The sequence below is a fragment of the bacterium SCSIO 12741 genome, from assembly GCA_024398055.1.
Classification (GTDB): Bacteria; Bacteroidota; Bacteroidia; order Flavobacteriales_G; family Salibacteraceae; genus SCSIO-12741.
The window spans coordinates 2,168,835-2,190,983 of sequence record CP073749.1; the positions used below are offsets into that span (position 1 = coordinate 2,168,835).

11 protein-coding genes and 1 pseudogene are annotated in these 22,149 nt (G+C 44.2%); 7 read left to right on the top strand and 5 right to left on the bottom strand.

Translation table 11 applies throughout. The features are described 5' to 3' along the window. Positions 1 to 2: 2 nt before the first annotated feature. The gene (locus KFE98_09175) at positions 3 to 785 is read left to right on the top strand and encodes an amidohydrolase (GenBank protein ID UTW64291.1); all 783 of its coding nucleotides are present in this window, start codon (positions 3 to 5) and stop codon (positions 783 to 785) included. Here KFE98_09175 and KFE98_09180 read toward each other — a convergent pair. Together KFE98_09180 and KFE98_09185 are read right to left on the bottom strand one after the other, a co-directional pair. Then, a complete protein-coding gene (locus KFE98_09180; protein ID UTW64292.1) occupies positions 769 to 2,388 on the bottom strand; it encodes an Ig-like domain-containing protein in 1,620 nt (539 codons plus the stop codon). The genes KFE98_09175 and KFE98_09180 overlap by 17 nt on opposite strands. Next, positions 2,381 to 2,788: a GAF domain-containing protein gene (locus KFE98_09185; GenBank protein ID UTW64676.1), complete on the bottom strand. Its 408-nt coding sequence runs from the start codon at positions 2,786 to 2,788 to the stop codon at positions 2,381 to 2,383. Before KFE98_09185 ends, KFE98_09180 begins: the two co-directional genes overlap by 8 nt. 312 nt (positions 2,789 to 3,100) lie before the next feature. Here KFE98_09185 and KFE98_09190 point away from each other — a divergent pair, with 312 nt between their 5' ends. From KFE98_09190 to KFE98_09205, 4 genes and pseudogenes are all read left to right on the top strand, one after another. Continuing rightward, positions 3,101 to 7,999 carry a gliding motility-associated C-terminal domain-containing protein gene (locus KFE98_09190; GenBank protein ID UTW64293.1) on the top strand — a complete coding sequence of 1,633 codons (4,899 nt, stop codon included), beginning with the start codon at positions 3,101 to 3,103 and terminating at the stop codon, positions 7,997 to 7,999. Between the two features lie 137 nt (positions 8,000 to 8,136). Then, positions 8,137 to 9,657: a hypothetical protein gene (locus KFE98_09195; GenBank protein UTW64294.1), complete on the top strand. Its 1,521-nt coding sequence runs from the start codon at positions 8,137 to 8,139 to the stop codon at positions 9,655 to 9,657. Beyond that, on the top strand, positions 9,570 to 13,364 hold the full coding sequence (locus KFE98_09200; protein UTW64295.1) for a gliding motility-associated C-terminal domain-containing protein: 3,795 nt from the start codon (positions 9,570 to 9,572) through the stop codon (positions 13,362 to 13,364). The genes KFE98_09195 and KFE98_09200 overlap by 88 nt, the downstream gene beginning before the upstream one ends. 141 nt (positions 13,365 to 13,505) lie before the next feature. Then, positions 13,506 to 15,049: pseudogene (locus KFE98_09205) on the top strand (acyl-CoA carboxylase subunit beta). 6 nt (positions 15,050 to 15,055) lie between these two features. On the opposite strand, the gene KFE98_09210 reads toward KFE98_09205, so the two are convergent. Next, entirely contained in the window at positions 15,056 to 15,661 is a 606-nt protein-coding gene (locus tag KFE98_09210; GenBank protein ID UTW64296.1) for a riboflavin synthase, read from the bottom strand. 3 nt (positions 15,662 to 15,664) lie between these two features. Then, positions 15,665 to 18,361: a gliding motility-associated C-terminal domain-containing protein gene (locus KFE98_09215; protein ID UTW64297.1), complete on the bottom strand. Its 2,697-nt coding sequence runs from the start codon at positions 18,359 to 18,361 to the stop codon at positions 15,665 to 15,667. A gap of 164 nt (positions 18,362 to 18,525) precedes the next feature. On the opposite strand from KFE98_09215, the gene KFE98_09220 reads away from it, so the two are divergent. Next, a complete protein-coding gene (locus tag KFE98_09220; protein UTW64298.1) occupies positions 18,526 to 19,869 on the top strand; it encodes a sigma-54-dependent Fis family transcriptional regulator in 1,344 nt (447 codons plus the stop codon). A gap of 2 nt (positions 19,870 to 19,871) precedes the next feature. After that, positions 19,872 to 20,207, top strand: a complete 336-nt coding sequence (locus KFE98_09225; GenBank protein ID UTW64299.1) for an Hpt domain-containing protein — start codon at positions 19,872 to 19,874, stop codon at positions 20,205 to 20,207. A 410-nt stretch (positions 20,208 to 20,617) separates the two neighbouring features. Here the strand turns inward: KFE98_09225 and KFE98_09230 are convergent, their stop codons facing one another. Continuing rightward, positions 20,618 to 22,132, bottom strand: a complete 1,515-nt coding sequence (locus tag KFE98_09230; GenBank protein UTW64300.1) for a hypothetical protein — start codon at positions 22,130 to 22,132, stop codon at positions 20,618 to 20,620. Positions 22,133 to 22,149 lie beyond the last annotated feature (17 nt).

A 22,149-nucleotide genomic window follows, 5' to 3' on the forward strand; every position in this document is an offset into this window, starting at 1 on the left:
GCATGAAAAATCTTCGAATAGCGATTCTACAAATCACGCTCGACTGGGAAGAGCCTCAGAAGAATAGGGATCGCATTCAAGGGTATTTTGAAAAGCTGGAAGGGGAAAAGCTCGATGTAGCTGTACTTCCGGAGATGTTTACCACGGGTTTTACCATGAACGCCCAGGGAGTAGCTGAGCCGGAGGACGGACCAACGCTTCAGTGGATGAAGACCCAGGCCGAAAAACTGAATGCCGCAGTAACGGGAAGCCTTATTGTAAAAACGACGGAAGGATACTTTAATCGGCTCTATTGGGTAACTCCGAAGGGAGAAGTAAGTCATTATGACAAAAGGCATCTGTTTCGCATGGCAGGAGAGGACAAGGTTTTCGCTTCCGGGAGTCAGAAGCTTGTGGTTAGCTGGAGAGGCTGGAGAGTTTGTCCTTTGATTTGTTACGACCTTCGTTTCCCCGTGTGGAGCCGATCTCGAGAGGATTACGACCTGTTGATTTACGTAGCAAATTGGCCGGCAGCTCGCCGAAATGCCTGGAAGGTGTTAAGTCAAGCACGGGCCATTGAGAACCTATCGCCCTTAGTCGCCGTGAATCGAGTGGGGGAGGATGGAAACGGAATATCCTACGCAGGCGACTCAGCAATTTATGATGCTAAGGGAGAATCCTTAACTCAAGTTAAGCCTCATGAGGAAGAGGTGGCTATTGCAGAGATCGATGCTGAAGAGTTGCTTCGATTCAGAGAGAAGTTTCCCGCTCATCGGGATGCTGACGGTTTTACTCTGCAGGAATAATCCATTCAAGTTCTTTGTCCCATCCTTCTTTTATCTCAATTTGTCCGGAGAAGTAGATTACTTTTTCAGGTTGTTTTCTTGGGATGAAAGTTCCCGGATCCCATTTGCCATTCTGGTTGTCATCAAAGATCATTTTGATGCGGTAATTGCCAGGCTCCAGATTGGGATAATTTAGATTTCCTTCTCCAGATAGCTTGTCCTGTCTGTAGAGAATTTCATCCTTCTCATCTCGCAATTCCACTAAGGTGCTTTTTCCGGAAAGTCCCAAAATTTTCAACTTAAGACTGGCGTACTGAATAGCGCTTTTGGTCTGAAAGTTTAGTTCAAGCGAATCATGACTAAATCCCACTTGATCAACTAAAGAGGAGTCTACCAAAACAAATTGGTAGCGCATGTCTTCCTGAAGCTTGTGTTCTACTTTCAGTTTAAATTCATCCTCTTGAATAAGGTTTACCTGAAGGGTGTCTTTTCCTTCGATGAGAGTGGCTGTTAGATTTTCAACTTTCTTCAAGGGTGCTGAAGACCGAAGGTAGAGCGGAGCAAAATACTTGGCCACATTTTTTGACGTGTTAAGGCTCAAATCCAGATTCAACTCGTTTAGTTCGGCCTTCTTTTCTGGTAAATCAGGTCGGGCCAATTGAAAGGTATCGAGCGCATTTCCATTGTCCCAAATTTCCAAAGTCATGCTATCCGTAGTCCAGTCCTGAGGACGGTACCACAGTTGGAGGCTGTCTTTTTTGGAGTTCCAAATTTTGAGAAATGGAGGTTTGGAGCCATCATCCAAAAATTTGATTTCCGGAGTTTTTGCCGGTTTGCTGAATATCACATCTATTTTACCGTAACGACTTACTTCGGTAGAAATCACATACTGCTGCCCCAAATCTTCCTGAAATAAGGCGATGGAATTACCCGTATCCGATTGATTTTGAGTTGATATTAGTTCTGATGAGAAGCCGATCCATTCATTGGGCAGGTCGTATAGGTAGTTGTTGTTCTGATCGATTAGGGCAAACATCTGATAGGTGCCTTCCTTCAAATGAGTCAGCTCAAATTGGCCATCAGGTTTTACCTTAGTATAATAGTAGGGGCGCTCAAGAGCTGGAATGGAATCGTCTTCTTGCTCATAGAGCATGACCAGAACATTTTCTGGTGGCGCAAGGGTAAAGGCGTCTTTAACATTTCCACTTACACTTGCCGAATCCAGGTAAGGTCCGGTAGAGAATACAAATACATTGGAGTCCAGAACATTTCCTTCTCTAAAGTCTACAATTCCTTGTCCAAGATTAAAGGTGTAGGTCGTGTTCGGTTTTAAGGAATCATCAAAGGAGATGATCAATGATTTCTTACGAATCTTAAATTCAGGGTTTTTCTCCAAAGGAGGCGAGACAATGAGTTCTTGTCCCAAATTACTTTGCTTAACGTATTCGTCAAAAGTCAAAATAACTGAATTGCCCACGTAATTGGTGCTCTCATTGAGCGGCTTGCTTTTAGAGATTCCAGGAGGAGTAGTGTCCTTATCGCCACCGGTAGGCATTGCTTGTTGGGCGCAACTGGTAGCGAAAAGGGCTAAAGCCGAAAGCCACAAAAGCGATAAATTATTCATGAACCGGTAGTTTATCAGACAACAAGGTTGCCACCCTTTCCAAATAGGATTGATCCGTTTGATCGAAGTGATCAAATTCGCGGCTGTCTACATCTAGTATAAGGCTAACCTCTCCATTGTGGTCCAATACAGGTACAACGATTTCAGAATTTGACTCAGCACTACAGGCAATATGTCCGGGGAATTGGTGCACGTCAGGAACCACAAGCGTGGCCTTTTGAGCCCAGCTTGTCCCGCATACCCCTTTTCCAAAAGAAATTCGGGTGCATGCTACCGGACCTTGGAATGGTCCCAGTACCAGTTGACGATTTGAAGGGGTTTCTTCTACCCGGTAGAATCCAACCCACCACCAGTTAAAGGTTTCTTTGAGTGCGGCCGCTACATTAGCCAAATTGGCCATGAGGTCATTTTCGTCTGAAATTAAACCCTCTATCTGAGCCAGGCACAAGTCGTATTTTTCCTTTTTAGACAAGCGCCAAAAATAAAGTAATCCGTCAAGCAATGTGGTATCCTTAAAGGTTTGTATTAGCGGGTTTTGCAAACAATAGGGCTAATGATCTGAAATTGGGAATGTTGGGGCGATTGGCGAGCTAAAAATCGATTACTAAAAAATGTTATTTTAGCAGGCTTGAAAAAAGTTTAAAAAAATAGGCAACCCTTATATAAAAGGTTCGTCATTTTGGTTGAGTAAACTAATGCAAATACGTAAGCTATGAAAAAAATCGTAGGAATCTTGTTCGGAATATTCGCCCTCCTGGCCTTTACTCCGGACCTAAATGCCTCTCACGTATCGGGTGGTAGTATCAAGTATACTTATGTTGGTCCAGGTGCACAGCCGGGTACCCATCAGTATAAAATTACCGTCGGAATTATTCGTGACTGTTCCGGGATTAGTTATGGTGCCAATACCCAGGTGGTAACGGCGAGATGTACCTCTTCGGGTGCTACCCAGACCTATACCCTGAATAAAGTAAATTATGTTTCTAAACCTGGAGAACGTCCTGCCAACAATGGTGCCAAGGATGTATCTGACGTTTGTCGAAACAAAGCTTCTCGTTGTAACTCCACCACCGGACCGGATGGATACGAGTTATATACGTACGAAGGAATTGTTACGCTGGGGCCATGTAATAGTTGGGAATTTGGAACGCTTACACAGTGTTGTCGAAATGCCATGGCAAACTTTACGGCATCCACAGCTTACCTACGAACCTTTTTCAATACGTTAGACTTCCCGGTAAATAGTGCGCCGCACTTTGCCGATGAGGTGAAACCGATGCCTTCCGCTTGTGTGGGCCAGGACGTGTTCTACGGACTGGGCACATCGGATACAGCCTTTGGAGGTGACAGTTTGGCTTACGTTTTTGCCTGTCCTTCCAATACTCAAACCACAAACGCAACACCAAGAAACCCATATACCTGTCAATCTCCTATTACTGGTATTACCCTGGATGGTAAAACTGGTTTGATCTCCTTTAAGCCTACTACTCAAGGAACGTTCCTGGTGGCTTTCTGGGTTCAGGAGTATGAGCGTTGTACTGGTAGACTAAAAGGACAGACTCTACGTGAGGTTCAGTTCCGGGTTAAGGGATGTACCAATAAAGTACCAAAAGACGTCAGTGGGGTTTCCAACTTAATTGGTAATGCTCAGAAGATTGGACGTTATGCAATCGAGGTTTGTCAAGGGGAAACATTCTCTTGGTCAGATACGATTCGAGATCCAGATCCTGACTCACTTTATTTTGAGACGAACGTGGATCGTGTGTTGCCTGGTGCAACGCAAACCATCACTTTCCTGAAAAGAAACGAAGCAGTTGTAACTCACACTTGGACTGCTGTTATTGGTGAAAACCCTGTAAAGTCTTTCTTCATCTCTTTTGATGATAACAAATGTGATTATCCTGGTAATGGATTCTCTGCTTTTGAGATTCAGGTTCGGAATGCAACAAATGCTGGACCCGATCAAGTTATCTGTATTGGTGATGACGTTAACCTCTTAGCTTACGGAGGTCGTAAATACGATTGGAAGTCCCTTAGTGGAGACCCACTTCTTACAGGTGTGAACTTCTTTCCTGATACTACTAATCAGGATACCAATAGAACGGCACTCTTTAAGCCTACTAAAACAACTGTACTTAGTGTAGAATCAGATTTGATTTTGGGATGTTTGGTAGCCTTGGCTTGTAAGAAAACAGATACTACTCTAATTACTGTAGTAGATAGCTTCTCGAATAAAGTTGTTCCAGACTTGTTCTTGTGTAACCCTGGTTCTGGACAATTGGGTGTGACTCCTTCACGCTCAACCATGAATTATACTTACAAGTGGACCCCATCAAGTTTCTTGAACTACGATACTTTGCAGAATCCAACATTCTCTGGAGTAACACACGATACTACATTTACTGTTCTTGTTGAATCAGATTCAGGTTGTGTTCGTGAATCACAAGTGAAGGTTTCGGTAACGGATCCATTCCCTGACAATATGGAAGCTAAAGTTTCCGATACCTTGATCTGTTTGCAGAAGACTATTGACCTTTGGGTAGATAAAGGAAGTATTAACTACGGTCCTTGTGGAACGGTTCAGTACAAATGTCAAGGGACAACGAAAAACTTTAATATTGGTGGTAACGGTTCTTTGAAGAACGGTGCTAACTCCAATAACCTACCGGTAGTATACGGTAGTGATAACCCATCGGCTAAGGCTCAGTTCATTTACCTGGCAGCTGATTTGAAAGCCCGTGGAATGGAAGCTGGACCTATTTCGTCCATCGCTTGGGAGATTACCAAGATCTACGGATCTCCAGGTAGTCCACAGTACACTCCATTCAACAACTTTACTATTAAGATGGGTTGTATCAGTCAAAATGAATTGGTTGGAACAAACTTTGTGAATCAGCAATTGTTTGAAGTATTCTCTCCTAAAGCTGTAATTCCTACAGTTGGATGGAATACTCACGTATTTGACAACCAGTACAACTGGGATGGAAATTCGAACATTATCGTTGAAGTGTGCTGGCAAAACCAAAATGGGTATGCAGGTCACCACGAAATGACTTTCGATCCGGTTACCTACAACGCATCTGGTTACTACTTCCAGCAGTTTAACTGGAGACCTGCTGCTTGTAGCAACGGAGCTATGTCTCCTGGATTCCCACAACAAACGATTCCAAGAACTCAGTTTGGTGCTTGTTCAGGAATGCGTTCCAGCTTGTTCTCTTTCGATTGGAACCCAAAACCAAATGGTGGTTTTGTAGGAGCTACAAACCAAGACTCTGCAGTTGCTAACGCTTCTTTGGCTACAACTGGAGTTTACCGAGTAATCATTACTGACTCAGCTTACCAAGTATGTCACGATACATTAGATGTGTTAGTTGATGTGGTTAGCCAATACGATGTTAAGCCTGATACTACAGATCCTCACTGTATTGACAATGGATACGTTCAGTTGACCTCTCCAACTCCTTGGAACATTACTACCCCAGGTGGTAACTGGTCAGGAGCTGGTATCATTAACAATACACTTGGACTTTGGGACCCTAAAGTATCCGGTACAGGAACTTTCTGGGTAGTTTATGAAGTAACCGGAGACGCTTGTGCCAATAAGGATAGTAACCTGGTAACGATTGTTGGAAAACCAGATGCCGGATTGTTAACTCCGGATAGCTTGTGTGCTCTGTGGAAGGATACTACCGTTCAGCAGTTGATTGCCAAGACTCCAGGTGGATACTTTAAAGGATATGGAGTTGACTCCATTCCAGATGCCAATGGAAAGATGACTTACTTCATCGATGGAACTAAGTTTAACACCTCGGGTGGTAAAGTAGATACAGCCGTATTTACCTACACTGTATTCAAAGGCTGTTGGAACACCGATACCTTTGAGTTACCTGTACACCCAGGTTGGGATACGACCTACAACGGTATTTTACACAACGGTATACCTTATCTGGACTACTCCTTCTGTTTGAGTAACCCAGTCATTGATACGGTAGATGTAGAAGGAAAAGGTGGAATCTGGAGTTGTTTGGAAGTGCCAAACGCCATTATCGACGCCCAACGTGGTGTGATTGATCCTGCTTTGTTTGGAACTACGGGTAGCTATACCTTGAAGATTGAGAAAACTGGATTCTGTGGAAACAGCGCCACTATTCCAATCACGGTTGTAGAAGCACCGGAGATTGATATTCTGGACATGTACTACTGTAACGACTTCTGTGATATCCAGGCAAACAAGATTAGAACGGATACCTTCCAGTTCTTAATTGCCAAAGGGATCAATATCGGAGGAACAGGAGATACCAAGTTGGGTATTCCCGGAAACGACATTCTGTTGAGCTATGGCGACAAAGCCAGTTCAGGATGGCCGAATGCGATAGAAGATTTAGCCTTTAACTTCTGGGATGGAGGTTCATGGATGCCACTTCCTCACATTGCTCGATTCCGTCCATGTCAGATTCCTGCCGGACAGGAGCGTACGATCAAGTATCAGTTTGCTGTTCGCTACCGGACCAATCACCCTGAGTATGGCTGTTTGTCCTTTGACTCAGCCAAGGTGATCCACCGTGCACAAATTGAGCTACCAGAAGTGGAAGAGCGTTTTGTGTTCTGTCAAGGGGATAGCATTCAGGGATTGTTTGTAAAAGATGCTCCAGCCGGATTGATCGTTGAGTGGTATGTAGATACACTGTCTACTCTTCCAGATGATACCGGATCTACTTTCGAATATCCAGGATTGGATAACAGCAATGGATTGCACTATGTGTTTGCCCGCTATGTAGATACCATCACAGGATGTGTAAGCCGCGTGGATGGTAGAGGATTCCAGAATATTCCTTACAAGGTTTATGGTAATCCAAATGCGGATATCAGAACCAATCCAGCAGGGGTAGACAAGAAGTTTATCGGTGAAGAAGTTACTTATGTAAACATCACCGAGCAAGGCAACTACGGAGATACTACCATCACCTCATCCGGAGGCGGATACTTTGAGTGGTACACTGCATCAGGTCCATACTTTGGAACAGCAGATACCCTATCACGTTGGGATGAGTATGACCCACACGGACGTTATACTTCTCACCCTGGTCCTGAATCAGAGTTGAAAGTGAAGTACGATTTGTTTGGAGCCTACGATGTATGGTTGGTCGCTGTAAACGATGCTGGCTGTAGAGACAGTATAAAAATCGATATGGACATTGATCAGCGCGTTAAGCCTAAATTCCCGAACGTATTTACCCCAGCGAAAAAGGGTGAAGACTTTGGTGATGGCATGAACGACTGGTGGTCGATCATCACTCCAGCAGCAGAAGACTGCCCATGTGGACCCAACAGCAATGGAGTAGCTACCTGCTACTGTGCCGATGGAGAAGAGGTGATGAAGGAATGGTTTAAGCGTGACTTCTACAGCATCGAAGGTTTTATCTACGACCGCTGGGGAAGAAGAGTGAAGAAGTTGACCTTAGAAGATCCGATCTGGAAAGGAGATAACCAAGCAGGTGCTCCACAAACTGACGGAACCTACTTCTATGTCATCGAACTCAAAATCAGAGACCTGGATCAAACCATCATTAAAGAGAAAGGAACTATTACTCTGATCAGAGAAAAAGAATAAACCGGTAGATTAACTTGGTGAATCAGAAAAAACGCTCCGTAAAGGGGCGTTTTTTTTTTCGTCCTTCTCTAGGTATATTTATCGCCCGGAAAATGCGGTCCGTCAACCGTTTCCGGAACAACAAAACTGGGTGAGTTATGAATTTTATTTTTAAATCTTTGCAAAAAGGCCAATTGCTATTATTGGTGGCTTTTTTGTTTTTCGCATTTGGGGCTAATGCTTCTCACGTTTCTGGGGGTAGTATTAAGTATAAATATGTAGGCCCTGGAGCTACTACTGGTACTTATCAGTACTATATAGAAGTAGCGGTATTCCGGGATTGTGCGGGTATTAACTATTCGGCAACCACGGCAAATGTTACTGGACAATGTTCTACTGGTGGAGCTTCTTCCACTTATACGTTGAATCACCTGGCTTTTGTGGCTCCAGTTCCCTCACCCTTTGGAGGGCCTTACTCGGGTGTTACTTCCGGTACGGGTACCAATCAATTGGTGGCTGAAGAGGTGTCTGACCTCTGTGACAAGATTCTAAATCCGGGTATTGCTCCTACATCAAACTGTCGGAACGGTACCGCTCAAGGATACCTTCGATTTAAATACTCAGGAATCATTACTCTGACTCAGTGTAATTACTGGGTTTTAGGTTTTACACCACAATGTTGTCGTAATACCGGTAACTCCAATATCAGTTCTGGGGGTATGTATGTTGAAACTCGATTCGACAATCTCAATTTCTTCGACAACAGTGCTCCTGACTTTGCGGATGAAGTAAAACCTATCCCATCTGCCTGTGTAGGTAAGAAAGTACTATTTGGTATTGGTACCATTGATAATGACGGTGATAGTTTGAAGTTTACCCTGAATTGTGCGATGCAGAATTCTACTACATGTGCGAACTACACGGGTAACTTTAGTGCAACTGCTCCAGCCGCGAACTTTACATTGGACCCTAAGACTGGTTTGATGGAATTTACTCCGGCCTCCGCTGGTAAACGGGTGGTTGCATTCTGGGTAACCGAATACGAAAGATGTACAGGTACCTGGAAGGCTCAGACCCTTCGTGATGTACAGTTTAGGGTTGCTACCTGTAACAATAACATTCCAATTGACTCCTCAGGTATTTCCAATGTTCAAGGGAAAAGTGCCATTAGGTTAAGTAAGTACAAACTCCAGGTTTGTAATGGAACAACCTTCAGTTTTGAGGATACAATTTACGATAAGGATATTGGTGATACACTGGCATTTAACTCAAATCATGATCAGGTAATGCCAGGGTCTCAGATGACCGTAACGAGTATCACGAGTAATAAAGCAGTGGTTAAGTTTACCTGGACGGCATCCATCGGTAATAACCCGATTAAGATATTCTACCTCGTATTTAATGACGATAAATGTGACTACCCAGGTAACGGATTCTCCGTATTCGAAATACAAGTGAGGAATGCGACCAGTGCAGGGCCGGATATGGCGGTCTGTATGGGCGCAGATACGGTCACGGTGGTGGCCTCCGGAGGGTCGAGCTATCAATGGGCCTCGGTTTATGGGGACTCCCTCCAATGGGGGGTCAATATATGGGGGATACGAACGCCACGGATACGAATAAAACCATACGATTCTTCCCCTCGAAAACGACCTACCTGGAGGTGTGGTCAGACATGAAAGAGGGTTGTGTTAAGGCCTCGGCATGTCAGGATCGAGATTCGGTCAAAATTGTTGCGGCAAGAAACTACAACGTGCTGAAACACTCAGACACCTTGATCTGTTTCGGGGATAGCACGATTAATATTTTCGCAGGAGCGGACTCCACGCATTTTACCTACACTTATGAGTGGGATGCGAATCCGACCTTGTCGAATGACTCGATAGCGAATCCAGATGTTACTCCGATAGTCGGTCAGTATTATCCGTTTACAATCATATCGGATTCGGGATGTACAAAACGAGACTCTATTTTCGTAGATGTTACTCCACCGATGCCGAAGAGTATTATCGCTACGGCAAATCCAAACCCGGCTTGTCCAGGTACTCCTTCACAGATAAACTTATCACTAGGAGCAATGCCTACCAGCTGTGGATCAACGGTGGATCAATGTACGGGTGCCTTGGTGCATAAATCAAGCACTTCTACAGCAAACTCAAACGGTTCTGGTCCTTCAGGAACCTCTAACTGGCCATGTCCTTACGGTGGTGGTCAGGTGAAAGCACGTCAGCAATTCTTGTACACGGCTGCTGAACTTAGCGCTATGGGTATTGGAGCTGGTATTATAGATGGTCTTGGGTTTAATGTTGTGGGTACCAATGGTGTTTCGCCTATGGCCGGATATACCATTAAATTAAAGTGTTTGCCTGCCAACAAAACTACCTTGACCTCCTGGGAGCAAAATGCAGTAACTGTATTCAATGCGAAAACCGTTACACCAGCAGCTGGATGGAATATGCATCCATTCGATAACAACTACAACTACGATGGAAATAGTTCTCTTCTTGTAGAAGTATGTTGGGATAACTCAGCAAGTGGCTCATCCAGCAATGCATCTGTAGCCTACGTTTCAACATTGGCTCCAAGTTGTTTGGCTGACTATGGTACACTTTCATCTTGTACTTCTCAAATGTTGAGTTTGAGTAACAACCTAAATCGTCCTACCTTCCAGGTGAGCTACTGTGGGGCACGTGATCCTAAAGAGTTTACCTATAAGTGGACTCCATCAACTGGATTGAACTTCGATACCTTGCAAAATCCAGAAGCAACGATCAACTCTACCGATTCTTTCACGGTATTGGTAACTGATACTTTTGGAAAGTGTAGCGATGATGCTGGAATTAAGATTTTAGTAGCTGAGTTGGAAATCGGAAACGATACCGCCATCTGTGCTGGTGACAGCCTTCAGTTGAATACTACTTACTTTACTGGATGTGGTCAAAGCACTTTTAGCTGGACACCTGCTTCTGCGTTCAACGATCCAAGTATTCCAAATCCAAAGGTTTCTTTGACCCAAACTACGGTTATCAAATTGACTTACACGGATACTTGTAGCTGTACGATTGTAGACAGTATAACCGTATTTGCAGATTCGGTTAAAGCGAATGGAACTCTTACCGATCCTAACTGTCAAACGGGTCAAGGATCAATTGCCTTCTCTCCAACAGGTGGTGTAAAGCCTTACTTGTTTACCATTGATGGTGGATTGACTTGGTCAACGGATAGTCTCTTTAATAGCCTCACCATTGGTACTTACACCTTGCAAGTTCAGGATAGTATGGGCTGTTTGAGTGATACTACAGTTGATGTACTTTACAATCAAGGTGCCCCGGTAATCGATTCCGTGTCACTGCAGAACTTAACGTGTTATGATAACGGAACGGGACAGATTACGGTGCATGCCACAGGTGGTGTTCAACCGTTGTCTTTCAGTATTGACTCAGGAGTAACCTGGAGTAATAGTGCAACATTCACAGGTCTTTCGGCTGGATCGTATATCGTTTTTGCCCGAGGAGCTAATGGATGTAAGGCCTTCCCAGAATTTGATACCCTGACTCAGCCGAATCAGTTGCAATATTCATTCTCTACTTTCATCGACAGCTGTTACAAGCAAGGTGATGGTTGGGCCATTGCATCAGGTAGTGGTGGAACAGGGCCGTATACCTATACCTGGAGTGGTTCCTGGTCGGGTGCAACTCACCCACCTCAAGTAGTTCAGGATTCTGCTTTCACCAAGTTGTTTGCCTACAACGGTTACTCCATGGAAGTAAGCGATGCGAACGGATGTAAATTGGATACCACGTTTACCATTACCGAGATCCCAGAACTTATTGTGGACTCGCTGGATTATGTAGCTCCAACTTGTTATGGATACGGAGATGCAGAACTACACATCAAGGGTAAAGGTGGAAACGGAATGTTCTTCTTTAGCCTGGATTCAGGATCCAATTACTACCCTCCAACTTCAGGTGCAGATTCTACCTACGCCATGTTGGATAGCTCGGTAACTAAGACCCATGTAGGTGCTAAAACTTACCAGGTGTTTGTACGTGACCAGAAGGGTTGTAAAGGAAACAAAGCCATTACGGTAACTGAACCACCATTGATGGTGTTGACTACTCCACAAGATTCTACCACAGTTTGTGTGTCTACTTGTGCTAAGTTGGAAGTGTTCTCCACCGGAGGAAACAGTCCACAGCACCAGTACCACTGGACTCCATCTGTGAGTTCAACCAATGTGGCTAATGTGTGTCCGGATGCAAATTCGATCTACTCGGTATATGCAACTGACAACCGCGGTTGTGCTTCGAACGGACTTTTGATGAAGGTTAACTTGTTTGACTCCTTGTCCATCGAAATGCCAAATGACACTGCTATCTGTAAAGGATCCAACACCAAGCTTAAGGCTAAGGCCCTGGGTGGAAAAGGAGACGGATACAAATACTTGTGGCAACCATTCGTTGGCTTGTCTAATGCCTTCATTGCACAGCCGAATGCTTCTCCCGAGAAAACCACTACTTACTACTTGATGTTAAGCGATGAGTGTGGTACACCAGAAGTAATGGATAGTGTGACTATCGCTGTTATGCCACAACCGGTGGTTGACTTTAGCTCTGATACTGCCGCTGGATGTCCTCCACTCACAGTAGGGTTCCAGAACCTGACCAATGCATCAGCAAAATGTGAATGGTCTTTCGGTGATGAAACCAGTGCTACTACCTGTAGAAGTGTTGACAAGACCTATACTCAGAGTGGTAAGTACGACGTGAAATTGGTGGTAACCAGTACAGATGGTTGTGTGGATTCCTTAGTAAGAAAGAACTACATGGACGTATACGAAGTGCCTACAGCATCCTTCAGCATGAGTCCTCAGCCTACTACGCTTCTTGATACTCGAATTAAGTTTAGAGACGAGTCTGATGGGAAATTGGTAGAATGGCAATGGAACTTCGCTGGATTGGATACAGCCATGCAGCGCAATACCCAGTTTACTTTCCCATCCAGTGAAGCAGGTAATTATCCGGTAAGATTGGATGTAATCAACAACTTGGGTTGTAAGGATGATACAATCATGAACTTAGTGATCCGTCCAGACTTCTACATCTACGTACCAACGAGCTTCACGCCCAATGGCGATGGCAAAAACGATGTTTGGAAGCCGATTGGAACTGGATTTGAATTGGACTTCTACCACGTAATGGTTTATGACCGTTGGGGTGGATTGGTATTCGAATCCAGAGACTACAATGAGTCTTGGGATGGAACCGTTGGTAAGTCCGGCGAGTCTGCTCCAGTAGGCGTTTACACCTGGAAATTAATCACGGGTGATGCCAAAGATGAGAAGAACCGACACGAAGAGCTCGGTACGGTGACTATTGTGAAATAACACTTAGCCAAATAAAATGATAAGGAAGACCGCACGCAATGCGGTCTTTTTTATTTTTGGAACCCTGAAAATGTTCATGGCCAGATCTACTTCTCGATAACGGGAGTTTGATTTTGGCGATGACTAAGAAAAAGATTAGCTGTGGAAAAGAAATTCGAAGAACTGGATAGAAAAATTGCCGAAGCCCAATTAGGGGGAGGCGAAAAGCGAATTGAAAGTCAACATAATAAAGGAAAGCTTACGGCTCGCGAAAGAATTCATTTTCTACTTGACGAAGGATCCTTCCAGGAGATTGGCATGTTTGTGACCCATCGCTCTTCCAACTTTGGCTTGGACAAGCAGAAGTTTTTAGGAGATGGTGTGGTGACCGGTTATGGTACTATCGATGGAAGGTTGATCTATGTATTTTCTCAAGACTTCACCGTTATGGGGGGTCATTGGCAGAAGCTCATGCTGAGAAGATTTGCAAAATCATGGATTTGGCCATGAAAAACGGTGCGCCCGTAATTGGCCTAAACGATTCAGGTGGTGCACGTATTCAGGAGGGAGTAGTTTCCTTGGGTGGCTATGCTGATATTTTCTACCGAAATACGCGTGCCTCAGGTGTTATTCCACAGCTTTCATCCATTATGGGGCCATGTGCCGGTGGAGCGGTTTATTCTCCTGCTCTTACCGACTTTATTTTCATGGTGGAAGGAACGTCTTACATGTTCGTTACCGGACCTAACGTAGTAAAGACAGTAACCCATGAGGATATTACTTCCGAAGAATTGGGTGGAGCATCTGCTCATTCAACAAAATCGGGAGTCACTCACTTTTCCTGCAGAAACGAAATTGAAGCATTAGATTCACTTAAAAAGGTGTTGTCTTACGTACCTCAGAATTGCGAGGAAATGCCTCCATCAGTGGCTTATGATGCACCGGAATCTGAGTTGCGCGAAGCCCTGGATTCAGTGATTCCAGATAACCCAAATCAGCCTTATGATATTCGTGAGGTGATTGAAGAAGTGACCGATACTGATTCCTTCTTTGAGGTTCACAAAAATTTTGCAGAAAACATTGTTGTTGGTTTTGCACGAATCGCTGGTCAGTCCATCGGTATTGTAGCCAATCAGCCAGCGGTATTGGCTGGAGTATTAGACATTCAAGCTTCTCGCAAAGCAGGACGATTTGTTCGTTTCTGTGATAGCTTTAATATTCCTCTTTTGGTGTTTGAAGATGTTCCTGGATTTTTACCGGGTACCGACCAGGAGTGGAATGCCATTATTTCCAACGGAGCTAAGCTTCTTTATGCTTTTAGTGAGGCTACTGTTCCAAGAGTTACAGTTATTACGCGTAAGGCCTACGGAGGTGCTTATGATGTGATGAATTCCAAGCACATTGGTGCAGACATGAACTTCGCTTGGCCTTCGGCAGAAATTGCTGTAATGGGAGCCAAAGGTGCAGCCGAAATTATCTTCCGTAAGGAGATTCAGGGTGCCGAAGATTCGGAAGCTAAATGGAAGGAAAAGGAAACTGAGTACGCTGAGTTGTTTGCTAATCCTTACAACGCAGCGGCAAGAGGCTATGTAGATGAAGTAATTCGTCCATCAGAAACCCGTGAAAAGCTTATTCGAGCCTTTCAAATGCTAAAAAACAAGGTAGACCATCTACCGAAGAAAAAGCACGGAAATATCCCTCTGTAAGGCGATTTAGTAGTTGACCTTGATCTTATCGAGATAGGTCGCTACGTATTTTCCCAGAATATCAAATTCGAGATTAACGCTACTTCCTGGTACTAAGGTGTGGAATGTGGTATGCTCGTGGGTAAACGGAATTATAGCTACCGAGAAGGACCCCGGAGTGGAGTCAACCACAGTTAGGCTTACGCCATTGATGCAAGCAGACCCTTTTTCTACCGTTACGTGACCACTATTGGCATCATACTCGATGGTGTACTTCCAGCTGCCATCAAGCTCTTCTACATCGGTAATGCTGCCTTTAAGGTCCACATGTCCTTGAACGATGTGACCGTCGATTCTACCATTGTATACAAGGCTTCGCTCTAAGTTCACTTTATCACCAATTCTCAATTGACCAATGTTAGACCTTACCAAAGTTTCATCAATGGCGGTAACCACATATTCCTCTGTTTCCAGATCAATTGAAACTACGGTAAGACACACTCCATTATGAGCTACACTTTGATCAATTTTTAATTCGGGAGTGAGTTTGCTATTAATATGCAAATGGATGTTACTTCCTTCGGGAACTATTTTTTTGACCGTACCCAAGTCTTCGATAATACCAGTGAACATGCACTATTCAGATGATGGAACAAAGTCCAATTGATTAACCAGGGTAATAAACCCTTTTAATTCGCGCTGGCGGATGCCGGAAAGTCTAATTTCATTGACAATACACACGTAGAAGTAGGTTCCCGATGGGCATTGCTTATTGGATTCCTGATTGATACCACTCCAATTAATATCCGGATCGGTAGTTTTAAACACAACTTGGCCCCAACGGTTGTATATGACCATATCAATGTCTTGAATGTAGCGATAGGGCATCAAGGGGTGGAAAAAGTCGTTGTGCCCATCTCCGCCCGGAGTGAAAACGTTTGGTAGTTCGTAGATCGGACAATTGTCCACACAACCTCTTTCGGACAGCACACTTTCGTTTCCAAAGGTGTCAATGGCGGTAATTCCATAACATCCGGCCACGGAAGTCAATTCGTCAAACAGAATAGTGGTGTCTTCAATGTTTGGAATATGAACCAGTAACTCATAAGGTTGGCCTACAACCGGAGTAAAGTAGATGTTATAAGATACCGCATCTACATGAGGACAGCTTGTGTCTTTGTTCGGGTTATTCCAGGTCAATTCGTTTTGGTACAATTCACAACGGGAGTCGATATCCGGGAGTCGTGGAGGGCATGGAGGAATGGTGTCCTTGGGAATGCCTAATGCGATTTGAGAATTGTTGAATACGGTATCCGGTAGCTCTACAATGGAGTAGTTTCCAAAGGCTCGAACAAAGTAGCGATACTCTCTTTCGTTCACCAGATTCGAATCCGTGTATGCCGGTTCAGTTACCGTATCAATCACCTGAAAGGTGCCGTTGATTTCTTTGAAAACGTGGTACTCATAATTCTTCCAGGGAACGTCGTAGTCCCAAAGCAGGTGAAGTTTTCTGTCATCCGGCTTAATACGAAGGAATACCGAAGAAGCTACGTGGGTTGATCCTATTAAAGAATCTTCGCTGTAGAGTTCGATCATGGCTGTATTGGCCTTGTTATCGGTATTGATGTTCTCCAGTAAATAATGCGTGTCAATGTCGTTCCAGGCATTGTATTGAGGAGAGGTGTAAACCAAATCCGTAGCACTGTTGAGTCCTTCTGAACTATAAATTTTTACCTGGTAGGGTGGAGGCCATTCAGCCAATATAATATCAACTGGCTTTGCCCATAAGATCGAATCGGTTCCTTGATTAGAATGGGTAATGTTCACCGAATTTCTTCGAACGATAGGGGCATCGAATGATAGCTCTGCACAGGCCTCTTCTGATGCATATCCAGGGTAGTTCTCAGGATACATGGGAACAATACGGTAACAATAGGTTTGCCCATGTACCAGGCCTTTGCCATCGTTGTTGTCAATATAGCTCGAAGAAGAGGCTCCGGTAACCGTGGCTATTTTATCATAACCTAAGTAAGAAGGAAGTCCAATTTCACATGAGCTGGCCGTCCATGCGGTTGAACTGATTTTTCGGTAGATTTCATAGGATACCACGTTGTTGCAAACCGGTGGTGTCCAGTTGAGATGGATGTTTTTGCGAATGGCTTGGGCCGTAACATTTTTAGGAGCGGGTCCCACAATTCGAATTTTGTGGGTCATAAAGTTGATCAGCGGGGTGGCGGTGTTTCCATCTTCCGCTTTGTAATTCATGAGGTATTGACTCGGACGAATATGTGAACAGGCGGTTTCCCAATAAAAATTGGAGCGTACCGTATCCCGATTCACAGCCGTATTGAAAATGGCTTTTTTCGAGGGTAGGGATAGAGGTTCACCGGAACCCGAAAGTGTAATTTGATCGCCTTCGTTGTCATAGGCCACGATTTCTGTGAGGAGCGTGTCACCCGCTAAAACACAGGTATCTCGAACTTCAAGAAACTGTGGGGGAGAGTTGAAGCATTTGTTTACTTCAATCTGCATATCTCGTAGCACGTTTCCTATTTCGCGGTAAGTATTGGTTATTTGATCTCTTCGCCATTCGCGAACGAGAATACAGGCATTGTAGATCCCATCGTCTCCAGGCCCGTCCCAAGTGAGCGTTCCAGTAACCGGATCAATGGAAAAAGTATTGTTTGGGCAAGTTGGAGCAGGAAAGGAATAACCAGGAATGGGATCACCATTTTTTCCGTAGCACACGGAAAGTTCGTAGCTCAAACTGTCTCCATCAGCATCCACCGCACCAGGATTGTGGTAGAAGGGATTACACTCACAAGCCTCATCGATAGGGGCAAAGGTGAGCTTTGGAGAGTTGTTGACTCCCAGCAAGGGTGAAATAATCAAGGTGGTTCTTAGAAAGAAAGGCACATTAACCGAACTGGGAATATTTTTAATGTCTTTTACCCGGTTAGGGTCACCCATCGTTATAACGTAGGTTCCATTACCGGCGTAGGTATGTGTGGTTTCGTAAATGTTCTTTTGAATTTTTCCGGGAACCAGAATTTCACCCTTACAATCGCATTTGATGTTGGGGTTACATCCGCCAATTCCGCCAGGAGAATTTACCCGGGCGATGGTATCTTCCTGCCCATCCCCAAATTTGATTCCCAACTCACACCGGTCAGCCTGGGTACTCATCGGATCCGTATAGGTAGTAATCCGAATTTTGTAGGTGTTCCCCGAAACACGCTCATAGGTGATTTCACCCGCCTTGTTGTGCGTAGCGCTGAGCTCCAGGCAAAAGCTGGTCATCAGTAGGATTAGAATGTAAAGTCCTTTTTTCATCAGGGAGTACAAATTTACTGAATAAACAGATTTCTTGGCGATCTATTTTACAGGAACAAACAAATGGGAGAAACGGTCGTATAAATGGTCAAATTAGGTTTCAACTTCACCCTGGGTTGAAAATCCTATCTAATTTTGGGAAAAATTCCAATTTTTGCACTCGAATGCGCATATACATTGTAGAAGACGATCCAGTTTACGCCCGCTATTTAAAGCATAACGTGGAGTTAAACCCTGAGTTTGAGGCAGTCGTCTTTGAAAGTGGAGGCGATTTGCTAAAGAACCTGGACGGTGCACCCAGGGTGATAACTTTGGATTACAGTCTCGCTGATATGAAATGCGAGGATTTAATCGAACGGATTAAAAAAACACGACCGGATACCTCTCTCATTGTCATTTCTGCTCAAGAAGATATTACCACAGCGGTAAAATTGCTGCGTGGAGGAATTTATGATTACATCGTTAAGAATGAAGAGACCCGCGATCGTCTTTGGAACACCTTAAGGCACCTCAAGGAAAACATTGGCCTGAAAGAAGAGTTGGAACACCTCAGGCAGGAAATTGAAACTCATTACGATTTTGAATCCATCATCAAGGGACATAGCTCGGCTATAAAGCGGTTGTTTAAGTTGATGGAGAAAGCCACCAAAACCAACATCACCGTTTCGGTGACGGGTGAAACAGGTACAGGTAAAGAATTGGTGGCCAAGGCCATTCACTACAATTCCAAATTACGGAAGAAACCTTTGGTAAGTGTCAATATGGCCGCTATACCGAAGGAGTTGATCGAAAGTGAGTTGTTTGGCTACGAAAAGGGAGCCTTTACCGGAGCACAATCCCGGCGAATCGGGAAATTTGAAGAGGCCAACGGAGGAACTGTTTTCCTCGATGAAATTGGTGAGCTCGATCTGAACCTTCAGGCGAAATTGCTCCGGGTACTTCAGGAGAAAGAGGTGACTCGGATTGGAGGTAATCAGACCTTGAAGTTAGATGTTCGCGTGATTGTAGCTACGCATAGAGATTTGGCTGAAGAGGTAAAGAAAGGAAACTTTAGGGAAGACCTCTACTACCGCCTCTTGGGACTGCCGATCGAGCTTCCGCCGCTGCGGGAAAGAGAAAATGACATCATCATCCTCGGGCGATACTTTGCCGATGTGTTTTGCAAAGAGAATGGCATGAACCGGATGACCTTTACCAAAGAGGCGCAAAGCAAAATGATGCATTACCACTGGCCAGGAAACGTTCGGGAATTAAAGGCAGTTATTGAATTGGCTGCGGTGATGGCCAATGATAATGTGATCGATGAGGAGTCTTTGGTGTTTAAGTCTACCAGAGACACACCTGAGTTTATGATGCAGGAAACCACGTTGAAAGAATACAATGAGAACTTGATTCGTTACTACTTAAAGAAAAACAACAATAACGTTCTTGTAGTGGCAAAAAAACTCGATATTGGTAAATCAACAATCTACCGGATGATTAAAGAAGGTAGAATCGAAATAACCTAAACGTGGACAAACTGTATAACTTGGATGAGTTGCGGGAAATGACCGGCAATGATGAATCCTTTATGAAAGAGATGATTCAGCTCTTCGTAACCAACAACAAAGATTACCTCGAACAATTGAACCAAGGGCTTGAAGAGAAGGACTGGAAGAAGGTGAAATTCTTCGCTCATAAGATTAAACCTTCCATCCTAATGATGAAAATTGGTAAACTGGAAGACAATATTTACCGATTAAACGAGTTTGCTGGAGAGGAGAAGAATTTGTCGGAAATCCCTGCCCTGGTTGAAAAGTTGAACGATATTCTCCCTCAGGTTTTGGTGCAGCTTTCGGAAGAGTGAAAAAATTATTAAGAAAGTTGTGCAAAACTTTAAGAGAATATTTTTAAATTTGTCTCATAGTTCTTTGATACTCCCAGTATGGGAATGATAAAATTGAAATAAACAAGTAGTTTATAACGATTGGTTGGTTGGGACCTCCTCCTGTGTACGCCCTATTACCGGGAGGGCTCAAGGTCCTAGGCAAGTTTAAAACTACTTCATAATATTTACGATTGGTTGGTTGGGACCTCCTCCCGCATAGGGTTTGTGCTTGTCACAAGCGGGAGGTACCTCAGGTCCCAAACGAAATTGGAAAGCGGTCATCTTCGGATAGGCCGCTTTTTTTTTGCCCAAATTTTTCTTCTGCACAAAAAAAACGGCCCTTCCCAGGAGGAAAGAGCCGTTAAGACATTTATGTTTTGTTTCGAGTACTACTCGATTACCAATCGTTGGATAAGTTCTGATCCGTTTTGTTTGATCAGTACGATGTGCAATCCGCTTTCAATAGAGCGAATGTCAATTTTCTGTCCAGCTTCTGCTTCAATGACCATTTCTGAAGCTCCAAGTACATTGAATAACTCAAGGGTGAAGCTTCCTTCAATTCCTTGAATAGAAAGCCAGTCCTTAGCCGGTTGTGGTAGAATTTTCCAGTTTTCAAGGTTTGCACGGTTATCTTCAATTCCTACATGAGATCCTAAAGTAATCGTGGTGTCTTTCTGGCAATTGTTGTTATCAGTAATTGTCACCGTGTTGTCTCCAGATGGAAGATCGGTGGCTACTGAGCTGGTTGAGCTTGAGTTGTCCCAGTCATAAAGATAAGGAGGAGTTCCTCCACCAGCCTTTACATGAATTTCTCCAGTATTAGGAGTTGTGCCTTCATCCTTAGTAGAATCAACAGTAAGGGTAAGAGCAGGTGGATCCATCAAAGTAACGTTGATAGAAGAAGTTTTTCCGGCCACTACGTCACTTACGGTTACGGTATGAGTACCTGAACCCAAATTACTCGCCTTAGCTGTACCCTGGCTGCCTGCTGAGGCACTCCACATATAGGTGTAATTTCCAGATCCTCCAAGAACGCTTACTGTGGCATCTCCCGTTTTTTCTCCAAAACATTTCGGATCGTTAGATGCTGAGATGTAAGTAAAAAGAGAATCGGTTAACTTGTAGTAAACTTCTGTTACAATTCCGTTTGGAGCATCTGCAATAGCTTCGGCAATGGGGTAGCTTTCGCCTTTGGCATACCAGCGGTAGCGGTAAGTAGTATCGTTAAGCTCGATAATCGGAGTGGTTGTCCACTGACCGGTTAATGCGTTGTAACCATTTACATCCAGATCGCGGTACTCTTTGGTGAAGACCTTGAGCACGTCATACGTCTTTTGAGGGGTGATCAATTTTCCCCATCCTTCAACCGTGGAAATAAACCCAAGATCTCCGTCGATGCGAATTTTGCTGTAGATCACAATGTTGGTATCTACGACGGTGTCAATCAAAGTTACGCTGGTTTCAGCATCCTGATAGGTGAACGGGAACTCGATCATTTTAACATCCGGGTCAAAATTCATGTCCATGTTCACTCCAGCCACGAAGGGAAGATTTCTAACTCCATCGATGATCAGGGAGTCTTTGCTTTTATTAAAGTAAATGGTTCCGTCAACCGGGTTATCCATAACCACGTTGGCTCCTGGAAAAGCAGTGTCTTCAGGATACATAGTGGTGTTTACCTTACGAATACTCACCTTAAAGGTAGAGTCCGCTAAAATGGAAGAAAAGTCCCAGGTGTGGTTTGCCGTACCAGAAACGGAGGCTACTGAGGGGTTGCTCCCTCGGATAATGTCAAACTCTGTGCTTGGTGTATAAACGTCCGAACTATCCAGAACAATTGGGGTCTGGGCGAACAGGCTGGTTGAGAATACGAATAAAATCGCGGCAGATAAAAGGTGTTTCATAACTATCAGTTCTTATT

Coding starts and splice junctions, on each gene's coding strand:
- KFE98_09185 (UTW64676.1), bottom strand. CDS start 2,788: ATGGCCAATTTGGCTAATGTAGCGGCCGCACTCAAAGAAACCTTTAAC.
- KFE98_09180 (UTW64292.1), bottom strand. CDS start 2,388: ATGAATAATTTATCGCTTTTGTGGCTTTCGGCTTTAGCCCTTTTCGCT.
- KFE98_09230 (UTW64300.1), bottom strand. CDS start 22,132: ATGAAACACCTTTTATCTGCCGCGATTTTATTCGTATTCTCAACCAGC.
- KFE98_09195 (UTW64294.1), top strand. CDS start 8,137: ATGAATTTTATTTTTAAATCTTTGCAAAAAGGCCAATTGCTATTATTG.
- KFE98_09220 (UTW64298.1), top strand. CDS start 18,526: ATGCGCATATACATTGTAGAAGACGATCCAGTTTACGCCCGCTATTTA.
- KFE98_09200 (UTW64295.1), top strand. CDS start 9,570: ATGGGGGATACGAACGCCACGGATACGAATAAAACCATACGATTCTTC.
- KFE98_09215 (UTW64297.1), bottom strand. CDS start 18,361: ATGAAAAAAGGACTTTACATTCTAATCCTACTGATGACCAGCTTTTGC.
- KFE98_09210 (UTW64296.1), bottom strand. CDS start 15,661: ATGTTCACTGGTATTATCGAAGACTTGGGTACGGTCAAAAAAATAGTT.
- KFE98_09190 (UTW64293.1), top strand. CDS start 3,101: ATGAAAAAAATCGTAGGAATCTTGTTCGGAATATTCGCCCTCCTGGCC.
- KFE98_09175 (UTW64291.1), top strand. CDS start 3: ATGAAAAATCTTCGAATAGCGATTCTACAAATCACGCTCGACTGGGAA.